Here is a 14481-nt window from a genome sequence, read left to right on the forward strand (position 1 = left end):
CCCGCGGCATGCAGCGCATCGGCCTGACAGGCGGCATCGGCAGCGGCAAGAGCACGGTGGCGGCGCTGCTGGTCGAACAGGGCGCGGCGCTGGTCGATACCGACGCCATCGCCCGGTCGCTGACCCTGCCAAAGGGCGAGGCGATGGCACCGATTGAGGCGCTGTTCGGCCTCGGGGTCGTCGGCGCGGATGGCGGCCTGGATCGCCCGCGCATGCGCGACATCGTGTTCAGCAACCCGACGGCCAAACGACAGCTCGAGGCCATCCTGCATCCGTTGATCGGCGCTGCCTGCGAGCGCGAGGCCAAGGCGGCGCAGGGTCGTGTCGTGGTGTTCGATGTTCCGTTGCTGGTCGAATCGGGCCGGTGGCGCGCCCGGGTCGACCGCGTGCTGGTGGTGGACGCCTGCGAAGCCACCCAGCTGCAGCGTGTCATGGCGCGTTCCGGCTGGTCGGCCGAAGCGGTGCACGCGGTGATCGCACAGCAGGCCTCGCGCACGGCACGCCGAGCTGCCGCGGATGCGGTCATTTTCAATGACGGTCTGACGCTGGCGGAACTCGCTGCCGAGGTCAAGACTCTGTGGTTGGAGTGGGCTGCCGCGGGCACGCGATAATCGACAGTTGCCCGGCGCAGCGTCTGCCACCAAAAGCACAGTCAAAGAGACGCGCCCACGGGCCCACCGGCAACGCCCCCGATTCGATGCTTTTCAATTCCTACGCGTTCATCTTCGCCTACTTCCCGATCGTGCTGATCGGGTTCTTCCTGATCGGGAAGCGCAACGCTCGCGCTGCGGCCGGATTTCTGGCGCTGGCTTCGTTGTTCTTCTACGGCTGGTGGAGCGTCGAGGCGATGCCGCTGCTGCTCGCGTCGATCTGCTTCAACTACTGGGCTGGCCTGCGGCTCACGCCTGCGCCGGGGCGCACCGACCAGCAGCGCAAACGCATGCTGGTGTTCGCGCTCACGGTCGACCTGGTGATCCTGGGCGTCTTCAAGTACGCCAACTTCTTCATCGCCAACGTCAACGACGGCCTGACGGCGGCGGGAGCCACGCCGCTGTCGATGCTGCACATCGCGCTGCCGATCGGCATCTCGTTCTACACCTTTACCCAGATCGCATTTCTGGTCGACTGCTGGCAAGGCAAGGTGCATGAGCGCAGCTTCGTGCACTACGCGCTGTTCGTCACCTACTTCCCGCACCTGATCGCCGGGCCGGTGCTGCATCACGCGCAGATGATGCCGCAGTTCGCCAATCCATCGACTTACCGCGTCGACGCCAACAAGGTGGCGCTGGGCCTTGCCATCTTCACCTTCGGCCTCGCCAAGAAACTCCTCATCGCCGACAAGATGGGGCAGTACGCCGACCTGATGTTCACCGGGGTGCACAACGGCACCCTGCCCTCGCTCTACACGGCATGGTTCGGCGTGCTGGCCTATACGCTGCAGATCTACTTCGACTTCTCGGGTTACTCCGACATGGCGGTGGGCCTGTCGCTGTGCCTGGGCGTGCGGCTGCCGCTCAACTTCAACTCGCCCTACAAGTCGACCAACATCATCGAGTTCTGGCGTCGCTGGCACATCTCGCTGTCCACCTTCCTGCGCGACTACCTCTACGTGCCGCTGGGTGGCAATCGCAAGGGCGAGGCGCGGCGCTACATCAACCTGTTCCTGACGATGCTGCTGGGCGGCCTGTGGCACGGCGCGGCATGGACCTTCGTGATCTGGGGCGCGCTGCACGGCACCTTCCTCATGATCAACCACCTCTGGACCGCAAAGGTGCGCCGCAACGCCACACCAGGCCGGCTCGCGCGGGTGGCTGGCTGGGCGCTGACCTTCCTGTGCGTGATGATCGCCTGGGTCGTTTTTCGGGCCGAGAGCGTCAGCGCGGCCCTCGAAATCTACAAGGGCATGCTGGGTTTTCACGGCGCGCCGACTTCGGCCTTCGGCGAGTTTGCCGTGCCCTATCGCAAGCCCGAGTTCTTCCACACGCTGCTGGTGGGCCTTTTCATCTGCCTGGCGCTGCCGCCGACGATTTCGCTCGAGCGCTGGGTGCCGCAGCCGGCTTTGCTGGCTGGCCAGCCCAGGATGGCCTGGACGGCCACCGCCGTGATTGCGCTGGCCACTGCTGTGCTGTTCGGGTTCTGCGTGTCCCAGCTCGGTTCGTACAGCCCGTTCCTCTACTTCCAGTTCTGACATGACGCCCGCCAAACTCTGGCTCCGGATCTTCCTGGCAGGCTTCGCCGTGGTTGTCGCGATGCTGCTCGTGACGCTTTTCACGCCGGTGCCGTACGGGGACCTCTCGCGCATCGGGCGCGTGTCGGATCACGAGTTCGGCTGGCGCCGCCAGCCCCCGCCCTTCCCTCCCGAGGCCGCCTTGCGCGCCGTGCCGATCGACCAGGCCGATATCGTAGTAATCGGCGACAGCTTCTCGATGACCTACATGTGGCAGTCGGATCTGGTTCAGGCTGGCTACAAGGTCACCACCATCTATTGGGGCCAGTACAGCGAAACCATGTGCGGCGACCTGCAGGCATGGCTTCAGCGCGCGGGCTTCCGCGGCAAGCTGGTGATCTTCGAAAGCGTAGAGCGGCTGCTGAAGGAGCGCTTGAGGAAGAGCACGGCATGCGCCCAGATGAGCAAGCCTTTTGCGTCGAGGCCGACACCGTTGCTCCCTGCGCTTTCGCACACGCCTGCGTTTGAATTCAACGCGGGCGCCACGCTGATCAGTGGCCTCATCACTTGGGATCACACGCGTCGCGCGAAGCAGTCGCCGGGTGATGCGGTGTTCGACGAAACCCAGGTGCGCGTCGTGCCCGATGGCTGCGCGCAGTTCAGCCACCGGCTGTGCGACAAAGCGCTTTTCTTCGACGAGGACGTGAAGAACGGCGAACTCGATCTGCAGGACTTCGAACGCATGACGCGGTTCAATGCCGGCCATGTCACGATCCCGTTCATCTGGATGGTGATTCCCGACAAGACCACCACCTACCTGGATCCAAACCATTCGAAGGCGTTCATGGACGCCTTCCGCGCCGCCCGCCTCGGCCCCGACCTGTACGCGATGACGGCCGAGAACCGCATGAAAGTGCAGGATCTCTACTTCCCGAACGACACCCATCTGTCGATGCACGGGCAACGCATTCTGGGCCAGCGCATGCTCGCCGCGGTACGCGAAAAGTTGCCCACACCGCCCGCCCGATCGCCGTAACGCCGTGTGACGTGACGGGCGGTATAGCCTTGAACACGGCGCATGCGTACCTTCGGGCTATGATCGATCGACTGAAAGCCGACGCGTGATCCTCTACGAGTACCCTTTCAACGAACGCATCCGGACCTACCTCCGGCTCGAACATCTCTTTCGCCGCCTGGGCGAACTGGTGCCGGCCGACTCGGCGCTGTCGCACCACTACGCCCTGATCACGATCTTCGAGGTCATGGATGTGGCGGCGCGTGCCGACCTCAAGGCCGATGTGCTGCGCGACCTCGACAAGCATAAGAACGTCTTCAACAGCTACCGCGGCAACCCCGCAATTTCCGAAGCCGTGCTCGACCAGGTGGTGGCGCAACTCGAGCGCAACTTTGCGACGCTCAACACGGTGCCGGGCAAGGCCGGGCAGGCGCTTACGGAAAATGAGTGGCTGATGAGCATCCGCAGCCGTGCTGGCATTCCGGGCGGCACCTGCGAGTTCGATCTGCCGGCTTATTTCAGCTGGCAGCACCACAAGTCCTCGGCGCGGCGCGCCGACCTCGAACGCTGGTCAGCCACGCTCGCGCCGCTGGCCGAATCGATCTACCTGCTGCTGAAGCTGCTGCGCGATGCCGACGTGCCCTACAAGGTGATGGCCAGCGCCGGCCAGTTCCAGCAAACGCTGCCGCAGGGCCGCAGCTTCCAGTTGCTGCGCCTGCGGATCGACCCCGCGTTCGGCCTCGTGCCCGAGATCAGCGGCAACCGCCTGATGGTGTCGGTGCGGCTGATGCGGCAGGAAGCGGATGACCGGCTGCATCAGAGCAGCGAAGACACGCCCTTTGAACTGACCCTCTGCGCATGAGCGGCGAAGCGAACTTCGGCGAACGCATCGTTCGCTGCCCCGCCTGTGGCGAAGACAGCTACTACGCGCCACGCAACCCCTACCGTCCGTTTTGCAGCGCCCGCTGCAAGGGCATCGACCTCGGCGCCTGGGCCAGCGAATCGTTCCGCGTGGCGGCCGACGCACCACCAGACGACGAGCCGCTCGGCGATCCCAGACTGCAGTAGCAAGCCCGGTTCTACAGACCGCGTTCCTGTGCCAACCAGTCCAGCACGGGAAGCGCGCCCGGCAGCACCGGCGTCACGTCGAGCGGCAATTGCTGCCAGCACATCTGCTGGCCTTCGCGCATCTCGAACTCGCCGCACCAGTCGCGCACCTTGCACCAGTGCAACCGCACCAGCGCGTGCGGATAGTCGTGCTCGGTGACCTTCCAGGCTTCGGCGCCTGCGATCGTGATGCCTAGTTCTTCCTGCAACTCGCGCCGCAGCGCCTGCTCCACCGATTCACCCGCCTCGATCTTGCCGCCCGGAAACTCCCAATAGCCGGCATAGGCCTTGCCCTCGGGCCGGGTCGACAGCAGCAATGCGCCATCGTCGCGCAGCAACACGCCGACCGCGACTTCGGTGTGCTGACGCGGCGCATTCATGCCGCTGCCCGCCCGGCGTAGTCGCGCGCGAACTGGTAGGCCACGCGGCCGCTGCGCGAGCCGCGTTCCAGCGCCCAGACCAGCGCGTCTGCGCGCGCCGCCTCGATCGCCGCGGCGGTCACGCCGAACGACGAAAGCCATTGCGCCACGATCGCGAGGTATTCGTTCTGGCTGAACGGATAGAAGCTGACCCAAAGGCCAAAGCGCTCCGACAGTGAAATCTTTTCTTCGATGACCTCACCCGGATGCACCTCGCCGTCATCCGTGTGCTTGTACGTGAGGTTGTCCTTCATGTACTCGGGGAGCAGGTGGCGGCGGTTGCTGGTTGCGTAGATCAGCACGTTGGCAGTCGAGGCCGCGATCGACCCGTCAAGGATCGACTTGAGCGCCTTGTAGCCCGGCTCACCCTCGTCGAAACTCAGGTCGTCGCTGAACACGATGAACTTCTCCGGGCGACCGGATACAACGTCCACGATGTCGGGCAGGTCGGTCAGTTCGGCCTTGTCGACCTCGATCAGCCGCAAGCCCTGCGGCGCATAGGTCTGCAGGCAGGCCCGGATCAGCGACGACTTGCCGGTGCCGCGCGCGCCCGTGAGCAGCACGTTGTTGGCCGGCTTGCCCTCGACGAACTGGCGCGTGTTGCGAGCAATCTTTTCCTTCTGGAGGTCGATTTCCTTCAGGTCGTCGAGCGCCATCGCCGCCACATGCCGCACCGGCTCCAGCACGCCATGGCCGGTGCTGCGCCGGCGGTAGCGCCAGGCGATCGACGCGTCCCAGTCGGCCGGCGCCGAAAGCGGCTGTGGCAGCACCGATTCGATGCGGGTGATAAGTTGCTCGGCCCGCTCGATCAACCTCTCAAACTTTTCATTCATGACCTGTAGTCGGCATTGATCGACACGTAGTCGTGGCTCAAGTCGCACGTCCACACGGTGTCGCTCGCCTCGCCGCGGCCGAGGCCGATGCGCACCGAGATCTCGCTCTGCTTCATCACGCGCTGCCCGTCTTCCTCGCGGTACGAGGGATTGCGCCCACCCTTCACGGCCACATGCACGTCGTCGAGATACAGGTCGATGCCGGTCTGGTCGAGATCGTCGATGCCCGCATAGCCGACCGCGGCCAGGATGCGTCCGAGGTTCGGGTCGCTCGCGAAGAATGCGGTCTTGACCAGCGGCGAATGCGCGACCGCATAGGCGACCTGGCGGCACTCGGCCGCGTTGCGCCCGCCTTCGACGCGGATCGTGATGAACTTGGTGGCGCCTTCGCCGTCGCGCACGATGGCCTGCGCAAGCAGGCGCGCGACATTGCGCATCGCTTCGAGCAGTGCGCGACCGTCGGCCGAATCGAGCGAGGTGATAGGGGCGTGCGCAGCTTTCTGCGTGGCGATGACGACGAACGAATCGTTGGTCGAGGTGTCACCATCGATCGTCACGCGGTTGAACGAGGCATCGGCCAACGCCTTGGCAAGGGGATGGATCAGGGCCGCGTCGATTTTCGCATCGGTCGCCATGAAGCCGAGCATGGTCGCCATGTTGGGCCGGATCATGCCGGCCCCCTTGCTGATGCCGGTGACGGTGACCGTCGCGCCGCCAACCTGCACGCGCTGGCTGAAAGCCTTGGGCACCGTGTCGGTGGTCATGATGCCTTCGGCCGCGCGCGCCCAGTGGTCGGGCGCTGCATCGGCCAGCGCAGCGGGCAAACCCGCTTCGATGCGATCGACTGGCAGCGGCTCCATGATCACGCCGGTCGAAAACGGCAGGATCTGTTCGGGTGCAATTTCCAGCTCACGCGCCAGTGCCACGCAGGTCTGGTGCGTACGCGCCAGCCCGTCCTGGCCGGTACCGGCGTTCGCGTTCCCGGTGTTGATCAGCATCGCGCGAATGCCGTAGTTCTTTGCCAGATGCTCGCGGCAGACCTGCACCGGCGCCGCACAGAAACGGTTCTGCGTGAACACGCCGCCGACCGCTGCGCCTTCATCGATCAGCACGACCGTCAAGTCCTTGCGATTGGCTTTGCGCACGCCGGCTTCGGCCACGCCGATGCGCACGCCGGGCACCGCGAACAGCGCGGCAGGATCAGGGGCAGTGAGATTGACGGGCATGGATGAGGTTTCTCGCTCGAGTCAGGACAGCTTGCCGTGGCAGTGCTTGAATTTCTTGCCGCTGCCGCAGGGGCAGGGATCGTTGCGGCCGACCCGCGCGAACGCGGCGGCACCGACGCTCAGGCCGCCGCCGACCGCTGCGCGGCGCAGGCTCTCCTCGTCGACGCGGGTTTCGGCCTCGCCGGTTTCGGTCGGCGCGGTGTAGGTGATGTTCGAGATCGCATCGGCACGGTTCTCCATGGCTTCGGCCGCCTCGTCGAGCTGTTCGCTCGACTGCACGCGCACCGTCATGAGCTGGCGCGTGACCTCGTTCTTGACCGAATCGAGCAACTGGCCGAACAGCTCGAACGCCTCGCGCTTGTATTCCTGCTTGGGCTGTTTCTGCGCATAGCCGCGCAGGTGAATGCCCTGGCGCAAGTAGTCGAGCGAAGACAGGTGCTCGCGCCAGTGCGTGTCGATGCTCTGCAGCAGCACCATGCGCTCGAACTGGGTGAAGTTCTCCGGCCCGATCAGCTCGACCTTGGCCGCAAAGGCCGCATTGGCAGCCGCAACCACCTTGTCGACGATGTCATCGTCCGACACCGCGGTCGCGCTCTCGACGTCCTTGACCAGCGGCAACTCAAGGCCCCAGTCGCTGGCCAGCACCTTCTCGAGTCCCGGCAGATCCCACTGTTCTTCAACCGATTCGGCCGGCACGTACTGGCGCACCAGATCCATGAAGCAGCCTTCGCGCAGCGCCGCGATCTGCGCACCGAGATCGGCCGCGTCGAGGATATCGTTGCGCTGCTGGTAGATCACCTTGCGCTGGTCGTTGCTCACGTCGTCGTACTCGAGCAATTGCTTGCGCACGTCGAAGTTGCGCGCCTCGACCTTGCGCTGCGCGCTTTCGATGCTCCGCGTGACGATGCCGGCTTCGATCGCCTCGCCGTCCGGCATCTTGAGCCGCTCCATGATCGCCTTGACGCGGTCGCCCGCGAAGATGCGCATCAGCGGGTCGTCCAGGCTCAGGTAGAAGCGCGAGGAGCCGTTGTCGCCCTGGCGGCCTGAACGGCCACGCAGCTGGTTGTCGATACGGCGCGATTCGTGGCGCTCGGTGGCGATGATGCGCAGGCCGCCCTGCGCCGTCACGAACTCGTGTTCCTTCGCCCAATCGGTGCGCAGTCGCGCGGCCTCGGCTTCGCGTGCCGCCTCGTCGACTTCGGGATTGGCCTCGAGCGCCTCGATCATCTTCTCGACATTGCCGCCCAGCACGATGTCGGTGCCGCGGCCGGCCATGTTGGTCGCGATGGTGATCATCTTCGGCCGACCGGCCTGGGCCACGATGTCGGCCTCGCGTGCGTGCTGCTTGGCATTCAGCACCTGATGCGGCAGGCCGGCCTCGTTCAGCAGGCCGTCGATGATCTCGGAGTTCTCGATCGACGAGGTGCCGACCAGCACCGGCTGGCCGCGCTCGTAGCATTCGCGGATGTCTTCGATCGCCGCCTGGTACTTCTCGCGCGTGGTCTTGTAGACCCGATCCAGCTGGTCGTCGCGCTTGCTGATCCGGTTGGGCGGGATGATGACGGTCTCGAGCCCGTAGATTTCCTGGAATTCGTAGGCCTCGGTGTCGGCCGTGCCGGTCATACCCGACAGCTTGGCGTACAACCGGAAGTAGTTCTGGAACGTGATCGAGGCGAGCGTCTGGTTTTCGGCCTGGATCTCGACGCCTTCCTTGGCTTCGACCGCCTGGTGCAGACCGTCGCTCCAGCGCCGTCCGCTCATGAGGCGCCCGGTGAATTCGTCGACGATGATCACCTCGCCCTCTTGCACCACATAGTGCTGGTCGCGGTGGTAGAGATGGCGTGCGCGCAGTGCCGCATTCAGGTGGTGCATCAGCGTGATGTTGGCCGGGTCGTAGAGCGACGCACCTTCGGGCAGCAGCTTGAAGTCCGACAGAATCTGCTCGGCCTTCTCGTGGCCGTCTTCGGTCAGGAACACCTGGTGCGTTTTCTCGTCGACCGTGAAGTCGCCCGGCGTGACGACGCCCTCGCCAGTGCGCGGGTCGGCTTCGCCCTCCTGCTTTTTCAGCAGCGGCACCACCTTGTTGATGGCGAGGTAAGTCTCGGTGTGGTCTTCGGCCTGGCCGCTGATGATCAGCGGCGTGCGCGCCTCGTCGATCAGGATCGAATCCACCTCGTCGACGATCGCATAGTTGAGCCCGCGCTGCACCCGATCCTGCGTCTCGTACACCATGTTGTCGCGCAGGTAGTCGAAGCCGTACTCGTTGTTGGTGCCGTAGGTGATGTCGCAACGGTAGGCCTCCTGCTTGGCCTCACGCGGCATGTTCGGCAGGTTGATGCCGACGGTCAGGCCCAGGTAGTTGTAGAGCCGGCCCATCCACTTCGCATCGCGGCTGGCCAGGTAGTCGTTCACCGTGACCACATGGACGCCCTTGCCCGAAAGGGCATTCAGGTAGACCGAAAGCGTCGCGGTGAGCGTCTTGCCTTCACCCGTCCGCATCTCCGAGATCTTGCCGTTGTGCAGCGCCATGCCACCCAGCAGCTGCACATCGAAGTGGCGCATCTTCATGATGCGCTTGGAGCCTTCGCGCACCACGGCGAAGGCTTCGGGCAGCAGGTCGTCGAGCGACTCGCCGCGTCCGAGGCGATCCTTGAACTCCTGGGTCTTGGCTTTCAGCGCCGCTTCGTCTAGTTTCTCGAACACAGGCTCGAGGGCACTGATGCGATCTACCGTCTTGCGATACTGCTTGAGAAGACGGTCGTTGCGACTGCCGAAAAGTTGGGTGAGAAAGTTGGTGGCCATGAGTGGAGGATCGACGGGCGCCTGACAGGTTCAGGCACTGCGACCGAAATCCTAAGATATGGTGAATGCAGGTGGGCGCGCTTTGCGCGTTTGCAAGAATCGCAAGAATGCAGGCGAGGCCCCGCTGGCGCGAACGCCGGCAAACCGCAGATTTTAGCCGTCTTGATCCGCTCCGATTGCCCTCCATGAACCGTCGATTCAACCCCGTCACGCTGCAACAGGCGACCGAGGGCTCGCCCACCCTGGCCAGCCTGGCCGCCCGTGTGCGCGACACCAATGAGCGGCTGCGCGTTGTGCTCGAAGGCGTTCCGCCGGACATGCGTGGTGCGATCCAGGCCGGGCCGGTCGAAGGCGAGGTGTGGTGCCTGCTGGTGCAGGGCAGCGCAGCAGCCGCCAAACTGCGCCAGTTGCTACCGGCGCTACAGGCCCGGCTGCGCAGCAAGGGTTGGGAGGGCGCGACGATCCGCATCAAGGTGCAGACGCGGCGTTGAGCGAAGAGAAGATGGTGCCGCTTGTCGGAATCGAACTGACGACCTACCGCTTACAAGGCGGTTGCTCTACCAACTGAGCTAAAGCGGCGTGGATATGAATTTTAGCGGGCTGGCCCCAAGGGGCGGCGGCCTACTTGATGCGCTTGAGCGCGGGGCGCGAGCCGCCGCCGGCCGGTGGCCGCGGCGGTTCCTCGCCCGGATCAACGGGCTCGGCTGGCGCCTCGGCGCCCTCATCGGAGACCAGGTGCACCACCTTGCCCGCGTCGCCCTCGGTACCGCGTGAAGCATCGCGCAGCGGCGAGCGTGTGGGGCCGGCAAGGGCTGGCTGTGCCGCCGCCGTCGCGCCTTCGGCCGGTGCCGGCGCGGGAAACGCCATGCCCTGCCCGTTCTCGCGCGCGTAGATCGCAATCACGCGACCGACCGGCACGCTGATCTCGCGCGCCGTGCCGGCAAACCGTGCCTTGAACTCGATGAAATCGTTGCCGAGCTTGAGCGAACTGGTCGCATCGAAGCTGATGTTCAGCACGATCTCGCCGTTCTTCACGTACTCGCGTGGCACCTGGACGGTGTCGTCGACCTGCACCGCGACATAGGGCGTGAACCCGTTGTCCGTGCACCATTCATACAGCGCCCGGATGAGGTACGGGCGAGTGGAAGACGACTCGAGCGCGTTGATCATGAAAGTTAGTACCGTGCAGTCGCAACACTGTGGCCCGAAACAGCCTCTGCCTCTTCGCAAAACACCGCGGAACCGGCTCCGCCGGGCCGCAGGTGTTGCCCCCGGGTAGGGGGTTGGCGAAGCGACACGAAGTGCGCGAAGCCTGGGGGGGGCGAGCCTATTATTTGCGCATGACCTTTTCGGACGGCGTCAGTGCCTCGATGTAGGCCGGGCGCGAGAAAATGCGCTCGGCGTACTTGAGCAGCGGCGCAGCGTTCTTGCTGAGGTCGATACCGTAGTAGTCGAGACGCCAGAGCAGCGGCGCGATCGCCACGTCGAGCATCGAGAAGTTGTCGCCCAGCATGTACTTGTTCTTGAGGAACACGGGGGCGAGCTGCGTGAGGCGGTCGCGGATGTGCGCACGTGCCTTTTCGAGCGCCTTCTCGTTGCCCTTGGCCGTGCGGTTCTCGAGCGTCGACACGTGCACGAACAGTTCCTTCTCGAAGTTGAGCAGGAACAGGCGCACGCGGGCGCGATCGACCGGGTCGCCGGGCATCAGTTGCGGATGCGGGAAGCGCTCGTCGATGTACTCGTTGATGATGTTCGACTCGTACAGGATCAGGTCGCGCTCGACCAGGATCGGCACCTGGCCGTACGGGTTCATCACGCTGATGTCTTCGGGCTTGTTGTAGAGATCGACGTCGCGGATCTCGAAGTCCATGCCCTTCTCGAACAGCACGAAGCGGCAACGATGGGAGAAAGGGCAGGTCGTTCCTGAATACAAAACCATCATGGCGAAAGGCTCCTAAAAATCAAAAAAGAGTGGGTCGCGTTTGCAACCCACTCTGCGGGATCGGGCGCGGCGCACCCGATCGGCGTTGAACTACTTGACGTCTTTCCAGTACGACGCATTCAGGCGCCACACGAAGACCACCGCCATCGCCAGGAAAAGAAGCACCCAGACGCCGATGCGCACGCGCGTGTTCTGCGCCGGCTCGGCCATCCACTGGAGGTAGTTGACGAGGTCGCCGACGGCCTGGTCGAACTGCAGCGGCGTCATGGCACCAGGAGTGATCTGCTCCCAGCCCTTGAACACCTCGGTCGCGTGGCCATGCGCTTCGACCTTCTCATAGACGGGGCGACGGTCGCCCTGCAGCTCCCACATCACGTGGGGCATGGCAACGCTCGGGAATGCGAGGTTGTTCCAGCCGGTGGCCTTGGTGTCGTCGCGGTAGTACGTGCGCAGGTAGGTGTAGAGATAGTCGGCACCGGTGCCGCCATGGCCGGCGCGCGAGCGCGCCACCAGCGTCAGGTCGGGCGGCACGGCGCCGAACCATTCCTTGGCCTGGCGTGGCTCGATATTGGCCTTCATGGTTTCGCCGACCTTGTCGGTCGCGAACAGCAGGTTGTCCTTGATCTGCTGTTCGGTGATGCCGATGTCCTGCAGCCGGTTGTAGCGCATGAACGCCGCCGAATGGCAGTTCAGGCAGTAGTTGACGAACAGCTTTGCGCCGTTCTGCAGCGAGGCAACGTCGTTGGTCTTGTTGGGCGCCTTGTCCCAGGCCAGGCCTTCTTCGCTCGCCTGTGCGCCGCCGAGCAGGGCGAACGCGGTCATCAACGTGAGGATGAGTTTTTTCATTCTTGTGTGCTCCCGCTCAGTGCGCCGCGAAAACAACGCGCTCGGGAACGGTCTTGAATTCGCCCAGCCGGCTCCACCAGGGCATCAGCAGGAAGAAGCCGAAGTACAGCAGCGTGCCGATCTGCGAGACGGTCTGTGCGATGTCGAGCGCGAACGAGCCGATCACCAGGTTGCCCCAGACGCCCGGCGCCTGGATGCCGAGGTAGCCCAGGATCAGGAAGAAGAACACGAACACGCCGTAGACATACTTGTGCCAGGTCGGGCGATACCGGATCGACTTGACCAGGCTGTGATCCAGCCAGGGCAGGAAGAACAGGATGATGACCGAGCCACCCATCACGACCACGCCCCAGAACTTGGCGTCGAAGGTCTTGAGCAGCAGGATCGCGATGGCCGCCACGACAACGGCCGCGATCTTGAGCGCCATGCCCGACTTGCCCTTGACGAAATTGAGGATGGCGGCCAGCGCGACGATCAGCGCGAACACGTTGACCATGTCGTCGGTGGTTGCACGCAGCATCGAATAGAACGGCGTGAAGTACCAGACCGGCGCGATGTGGTTCGGCGTCTTCAGCGAATCGGCCGGAATGAAGTTGTTGTACTCGAGGAAGTAGCCGCCTGCCTCCGGCGCGAAGAAGATCACGGCCGAGAAGATCGTCAGGAACACAACCACGCCGAAGATGTCGTGCACCGTGTAGTACGGGTGCGAAGGGATGCCGTCGACGGGATGGCCGTCGGGGCCGCGGTTCGCCTTGATCTCGATGCCGTCGGGGTTGTTCGAACCCACTTCGTGCAGGGCGATCAGGTGGGCCACCACCAGGCCGAGCAGCACCAGCGGCACGGCGATCACGTGGAAGCTGAAAAAGCGGTTCAGCGTCGCATCGCTCACCACATAGTCGCCGCGGATCAACAGCGCCAGGTCCGGACCGACGAAGGGGATCGCAGCGAACAGGTTCACGATGACCTGGGCGCCCCAGTAGCTCATCTGGCCCCATGGCAGCAGGTAGCCCATGAAGGCTTCGGCCATCAGGCACAGGAAGATCGCACAGCCGAACACCCAGATCAGTTCGCGCGGCTTGCGGTAGCTGCCGTACATGAGTCCGCGGAACATGTGCAGGTAGACGACGATGAAGAAGGCCGAGGCACCGGTCGAGTGGATGTAGCGGATCAGCCAGCCCCAGGGCACGTCACGCATGATGTACTCGACCGAAGCGAACGCCTGGTTCGCATCGGGCTTGTAGTGCATCACGAGGAAGATGCCGGTCACGATCTGGATCACGAGCACCAGCATCGCGAGCGAGCCGAAGATGTACCAGAAGTTGAAGTTCTTCGGCGCGTAGTACTTGCCCCACTGGTCGTTCCAGAGCTTGGTCAGCGGGAAGCGGTTGTCGACCCAGTTGAGCAGCTTCTCGCCGGCCGGCGCGTTGGGCGAGATTTCCTTGAATTCAGCCATGTTCTTGTGCCTCAGGCTTTCTTGTCTTCGCCGATCAGGAGGCGCGTCTCGGAGAGGTACATGTGCGGCGGCACCGGCAGGTTGTCGGGTGCAGGCTTGTTCTTGAACACGCGACCCGCCAGGTCGAAGGTCGAGCCGTGGCAAGGGCAAAGGAAACCGCCGTCCCAGTCGCTCGGCAGCGAGGGTTGCGGGCCGGCCTGCAGCCGGTCGACCGGCGAACAGCCGAGGTGGGTGCAGATGCCGACCACGACCAGCACTTCGGGCTTGATCGAGCGGTTTTCGTTCTGCGCGTACTTGGGCGTGAATTCGTCAGGGTGGCGCTTCGACTGCGGATCGGCCAGTTGCGAGTCGAGCTTGGGCAATTGGGCGACCTGCGCGGGCGTGCGCTTGAGGATCCAGACCGGCTTGCCGCGCCATTCGACCGTCATCTTCTCGCCCACCTTGAGCCCGCTGATGTCGACCTCGACCGGCGCACCGGCCGCCTTGGCTTTTTCCGACGGTTGAAAGGTGCTCACGAACGGCACGGCAACGGCCACGCCGCCCACAGCGCCAGCGCAGCTGGATGCGATCAACCATGTCCGCTTGCTGGCGTCGATCCTGGGGCTGCCGACGGGGATGTCACTCATGGGGGTCCTCAAATCTTCTACGCGGGGGCTTGGGTCAACCGCGGA

15 protein-coding genes and 1 tRNA gene are annotated in these 14481 nt (G+C 64.3%); 6 read left to right on the plus strand and 10 right to left on the minus strand.

Annotation, left to right across the window (positions count from 1 at the left end):
• Positions 1-8 precede the first annotated feature (8 nt).
• The 5 genes from coaE to ACSFA8_RS11430 all read left to right on the plus strand — a co-directional run bounded on the left by coaE (position 9) and on the right by ACSFA8_RS11430 (position 4250).
• A complete protein-coding gene (coaE, locus tag ACSFA8_RS11410; protein ID WP_435479614.1) occupies positions 9-611 on the plus strand; it encodes a dephospho-CoA kinase in 603 nt (200 codons plus the stop codon).
• Between the two features lie 86 nt (positions 612-697).
• Positions 698-2188 carry an MBOAT family O-acyltransferase gene (locus ACSFA8_RS11415; RefSeq protein WP_435479615.1) on the plus strand — a complete coding sequence of 497 codons (1491 nt, stop codon included), beginning with the start codon at positions 698-700 and terminating at the stop codon, positions 2186-2188.
• A gap of 1 nt (position 2189) precedes the next feature.
• Complete coding sequence (locus tag ACSFA8_RS11420) at positions 2190-3203, plus strand: alginate O-acetyltransferase AlgX-related protein (RefSeq protein ID WP_435479616.1); 1014 nt, start codon at positions 2190-2192, stop codon at positions 3201-3203.
• 85 nt (positions 3204-3288) lie between these two features.
• Positions 3289-4044, plus strand: a complete 756-nt coding sequence (gene zapD, locus ACSFA8_RS11425) for a cell division protein ZapD (RefSeq protein ID WP_435479617.1) — start codon at positions 3289-3291, stop codon at positions 4042-4044.
• The gene (locus tag ACSFA8_RS11430) at positions 4041-4250 is read left to right on the plus strand and encodes a DNA gyrase inhibitor YacG (RefSeq protein WP_435479618.1); all 210 of its coding nucleotides are present in this window, start codon (positions 4041-4043) and stop codon (positions 4248-4250) included. Before zapD ends, ACSFA8_RS11430 begins: the two co-directional genes overlap by 4 nt.
• 11 nt (positions 4251-4261) lie before the next feature.
• On the opposite strand, the gene ACSFA8_RS11435 is transcribed toward ACSFA8_RS11430, so the two are convergent.
• From ACSFA8_RS11435 to secA, 4 genes are read right to left on the minus strand one after another with little or no spacing between them, the layout of a single operon-like run.
• Entirely contained in the window at positions 4262-4669 is a 408-nt protein-coding gene (locus ACSFA8_RS11435; RefSeq protein ID WP_435479619.1) for an NUDIX domain-containing protein, read from the minus strand.
• A complete protein-coding gene (locus ACSFA8_RS11440; RefSeq protein WP_435479620.1) occupies positions 4666-5541 on the minus strand; it encodes an ATP-binding protein in 876 nt (291 codons plus the stop codon). The genes ACSFA8_RS11435 and ACSFA8_RS11440 overlap by 4 nt, the downstream gene beginning before the upstream one ends.
• Complete coding sequence (gene argJ / locus ACSFA8_RS11445) at positions 5538-6767, minus strand: bifunctional glutamate N-acetyltransferase/amino-acid acetyltransferase ArgJ (protein ID WP_435479621.1); 1230 nt, start codon at positions 6765-6767, stop codon at positions 5538-5540. The genes ACSFA8_RS11440 and argJ overlap by 4 nt, the downstream gene beginning before the upstream one ends.
• 21 nt (positions 6768-6788) lie before the next feature.
• Positions 6789-9569, minus strand: a complete 2781-nt coding sequence (gene secA / locus ACSFA8_RS11450) for a preprotein translocase subunit SecA (RefSeq protein WP_435479622.1) — start codon at positions 9567-9569, stop codon at positions 6789-6791.
• Positions 9570-9754: 185 nt separating this feature from the next.
• Between secA and ACSFA8_RS11455 the strand changes: the two genes are divergently transcribed.
• Positions 9755-10060: a hypothetical protein gene (locus ACSFA8_RS11455; protein WP_435479623.1), complete on the plus strand. Its 306-nt coding sequence runs from the start codon at positions 9755-9757 to the stop codon at positions 10058-10060.
• A 12-nt stretch (positions 10061-10072) separates the two neighbouring features.
• Here ACSFA8_RS11455 and ACSFA8_RS11460 read toward each other — a convergent pair.
• From ACSFA8_RS11460 to petA, 6 genes are all read right to left on the minus strand, one after another.
• Positions 10073-10148: transfer RNA gene (locus tag ACSFA8_RS11460), tRNA-Thr, on the minus strand.
• A 42-nt stretch (positions 10149-10190) separates the two neighbouring features.
• Positions 10191-10739: a ClpXP protease specificity-enhancing factor gene (locus ACSFA8_RS11465; RefSeq protein ID WP_435479624.1), complete on the minus strand. Its 549-nt coding sequence runs from the start codon at positions 10737-10739 to the stop codon at positions 10191-10193.
• A 160-nt stretch (positions 10740-10899) separates the two neighbouring features.
• Positions 10900-11511: a glutathione S-transferase N-terminal domain-containing protein gene (locus ACSFA8_RS11470; protein ID WP_286541916.1), complete on the minus strand. Its 612-nt coding sequence runs from the start codon at positions 11509-11511 to the stop codon at positions 10900-10902.
• 90 nt (positions 11512-11601) lie between these two features.
• Positions 11602-12357, minus strand: coding sequence for a cytochrome c1 (locus tag ACSFA8_RS11475; protein WP_435479625.1), 756 nt, complete (start codon positions 12355-12357; stop codon positions 11602-11604).
• A gap of 16 nt (positions 12358-12373) precedes the next feature.
• The gene (locus ACSFA8_RS11480; RefSeq protein ID WP_435479626.1) at positions 12374-13810 is read right to left on the minus strand and encodes a cytochrome b; all 1437 of its coding nucleotides are present in this window, start codon (positions 13808-13810) and stop codon (positions 12374-12376) included.
• Positions 13811-13821: 11 nt separating this feature from the next.
• Positions 13822-14436 (minus strand): ubiquinol-cytochrome c reductase iron-sulfur subunit, encoded by a 615-nt coding sequence (petA, locus tag ACSFA8_RS11485; protein WP_435479627.1) that lies wholly within the window; start codon positions 14434-14436, stop codon positions 13822-13824.
• Positions 14437-14481: the final 45 nt, after the last annotated feature.

Origin of the sequence: Variovorax nitratireducens (assembly GCF_051216545.1) — a bacterium.
Classification (GTDB): Bacteria; Pseudomonadota; Gammaproteobacteria; order Burkholderiales; family Burkholderiaceae_C; genus Variovorax.

Excerpts from the sequence above, each read along its gene's own strand:
- ACSFA8_RS11440 (WP_435479620.1), bottom strand. The coding sequence starts at position 5,541 with ATGAATGAAAAGTTTGAGAGGTTGATCGAGCGGGCCGAGCAACTTATC.
- coaE (WP_435479614.1), top strand. The coding sequence starts at position 9 with ATGCAGCGCATCGGCCTGACAGGCGGCATCGGCAGCGGCAAGAGCACG.
- ACSFA8_RS11455 (WP_435479623.1), top strand. The coding sequence starts at position 9,755 with ATGAACCGTCGATTCAACCCCGTCACGCTGCAACAGGCGACCGAGGGC.
- ACSFA8_RS11415 (WP_435479615.1), top strand. The coding sequence starts at position 698 with ATGCTTTTCAATTCCTACGCGTTCATCTTCGCCTACTTCCCGATCGTG.
- ACSFA8_RS11420 (WP_435479616.1), top strand. The coding sequence starts at position 2,190 with ATGACGCCCGCCAAACTCTGGCTCCGGATCTTCCTGGCAGGCTTCGCC.
- ACSFA8_RS11470 (WP_286541916.1), bottom strand. The coding sequence starts at position 11,511 with ATGATGGTTTTGTATTCAGGAACGACCTGCCCTTTCTCCCATCGTTGC.
- ACSFA8_RS11465 (WP_435479624.1), bottom strand. The coding sequence starts at position 10,739 with ATGATCAACGCGCTCGAGTCGTCTTCCACTCGCCCGTACCTCATCCGG.
- ACSFA8_RS11480 (WP_435479626.1), bottom strand. The coding sequence starts at position 13,810 with ATGGCTGAATTCAAGGAAATCTCGCCCAACGCGCCGGCCGGCGAGAAG.
- petA (WP_435479627.1), bottom strand. The coding sequence starts at position 14,436 with ATGAGTGACATCCCCGTCGGCAGCCCCAGGATCGACGCCAGCAAGCGG.
- argJ (WP_435479621.1), bottom strand. The coding sequence starts at position 6,767 with ATGCCCGTCAATCTCACTGCCCCTGATCCTGCCGCGCTGTTCGCGGTG.
- ACSFA8_RS11435 (WP_435479619.1), bottom strand. The coding sequence starts at position 4,669 with ATGAATGCGCCGCGTCAGCACACCGAAGTCGCGGTCGGCGTGTTGCTG.
- ACSFA8_RS11430 (WP_435479618.1), top strand. The coding sequence starts at position 4,041 with ATGAGCGGCGAAGCGAACTTCGGCGAACGCATCGTTCGCTGCCCCGCC.
- secA (WP_435479622.1), bottom strand. The coding sequence starts at position 9,569 with ATGGCCACCAACTTTCTCACCCAACTTTTCGGCAGTCGCAACGACCGT.
- ACSFA8_RS11475 (WP_435479625.1), bottom strand. The coding sequence starts at position 12,357 with ATGAAAAAACTCATCCTCACGTTGATGACCGCGTTCGCCCTGCTCGGC.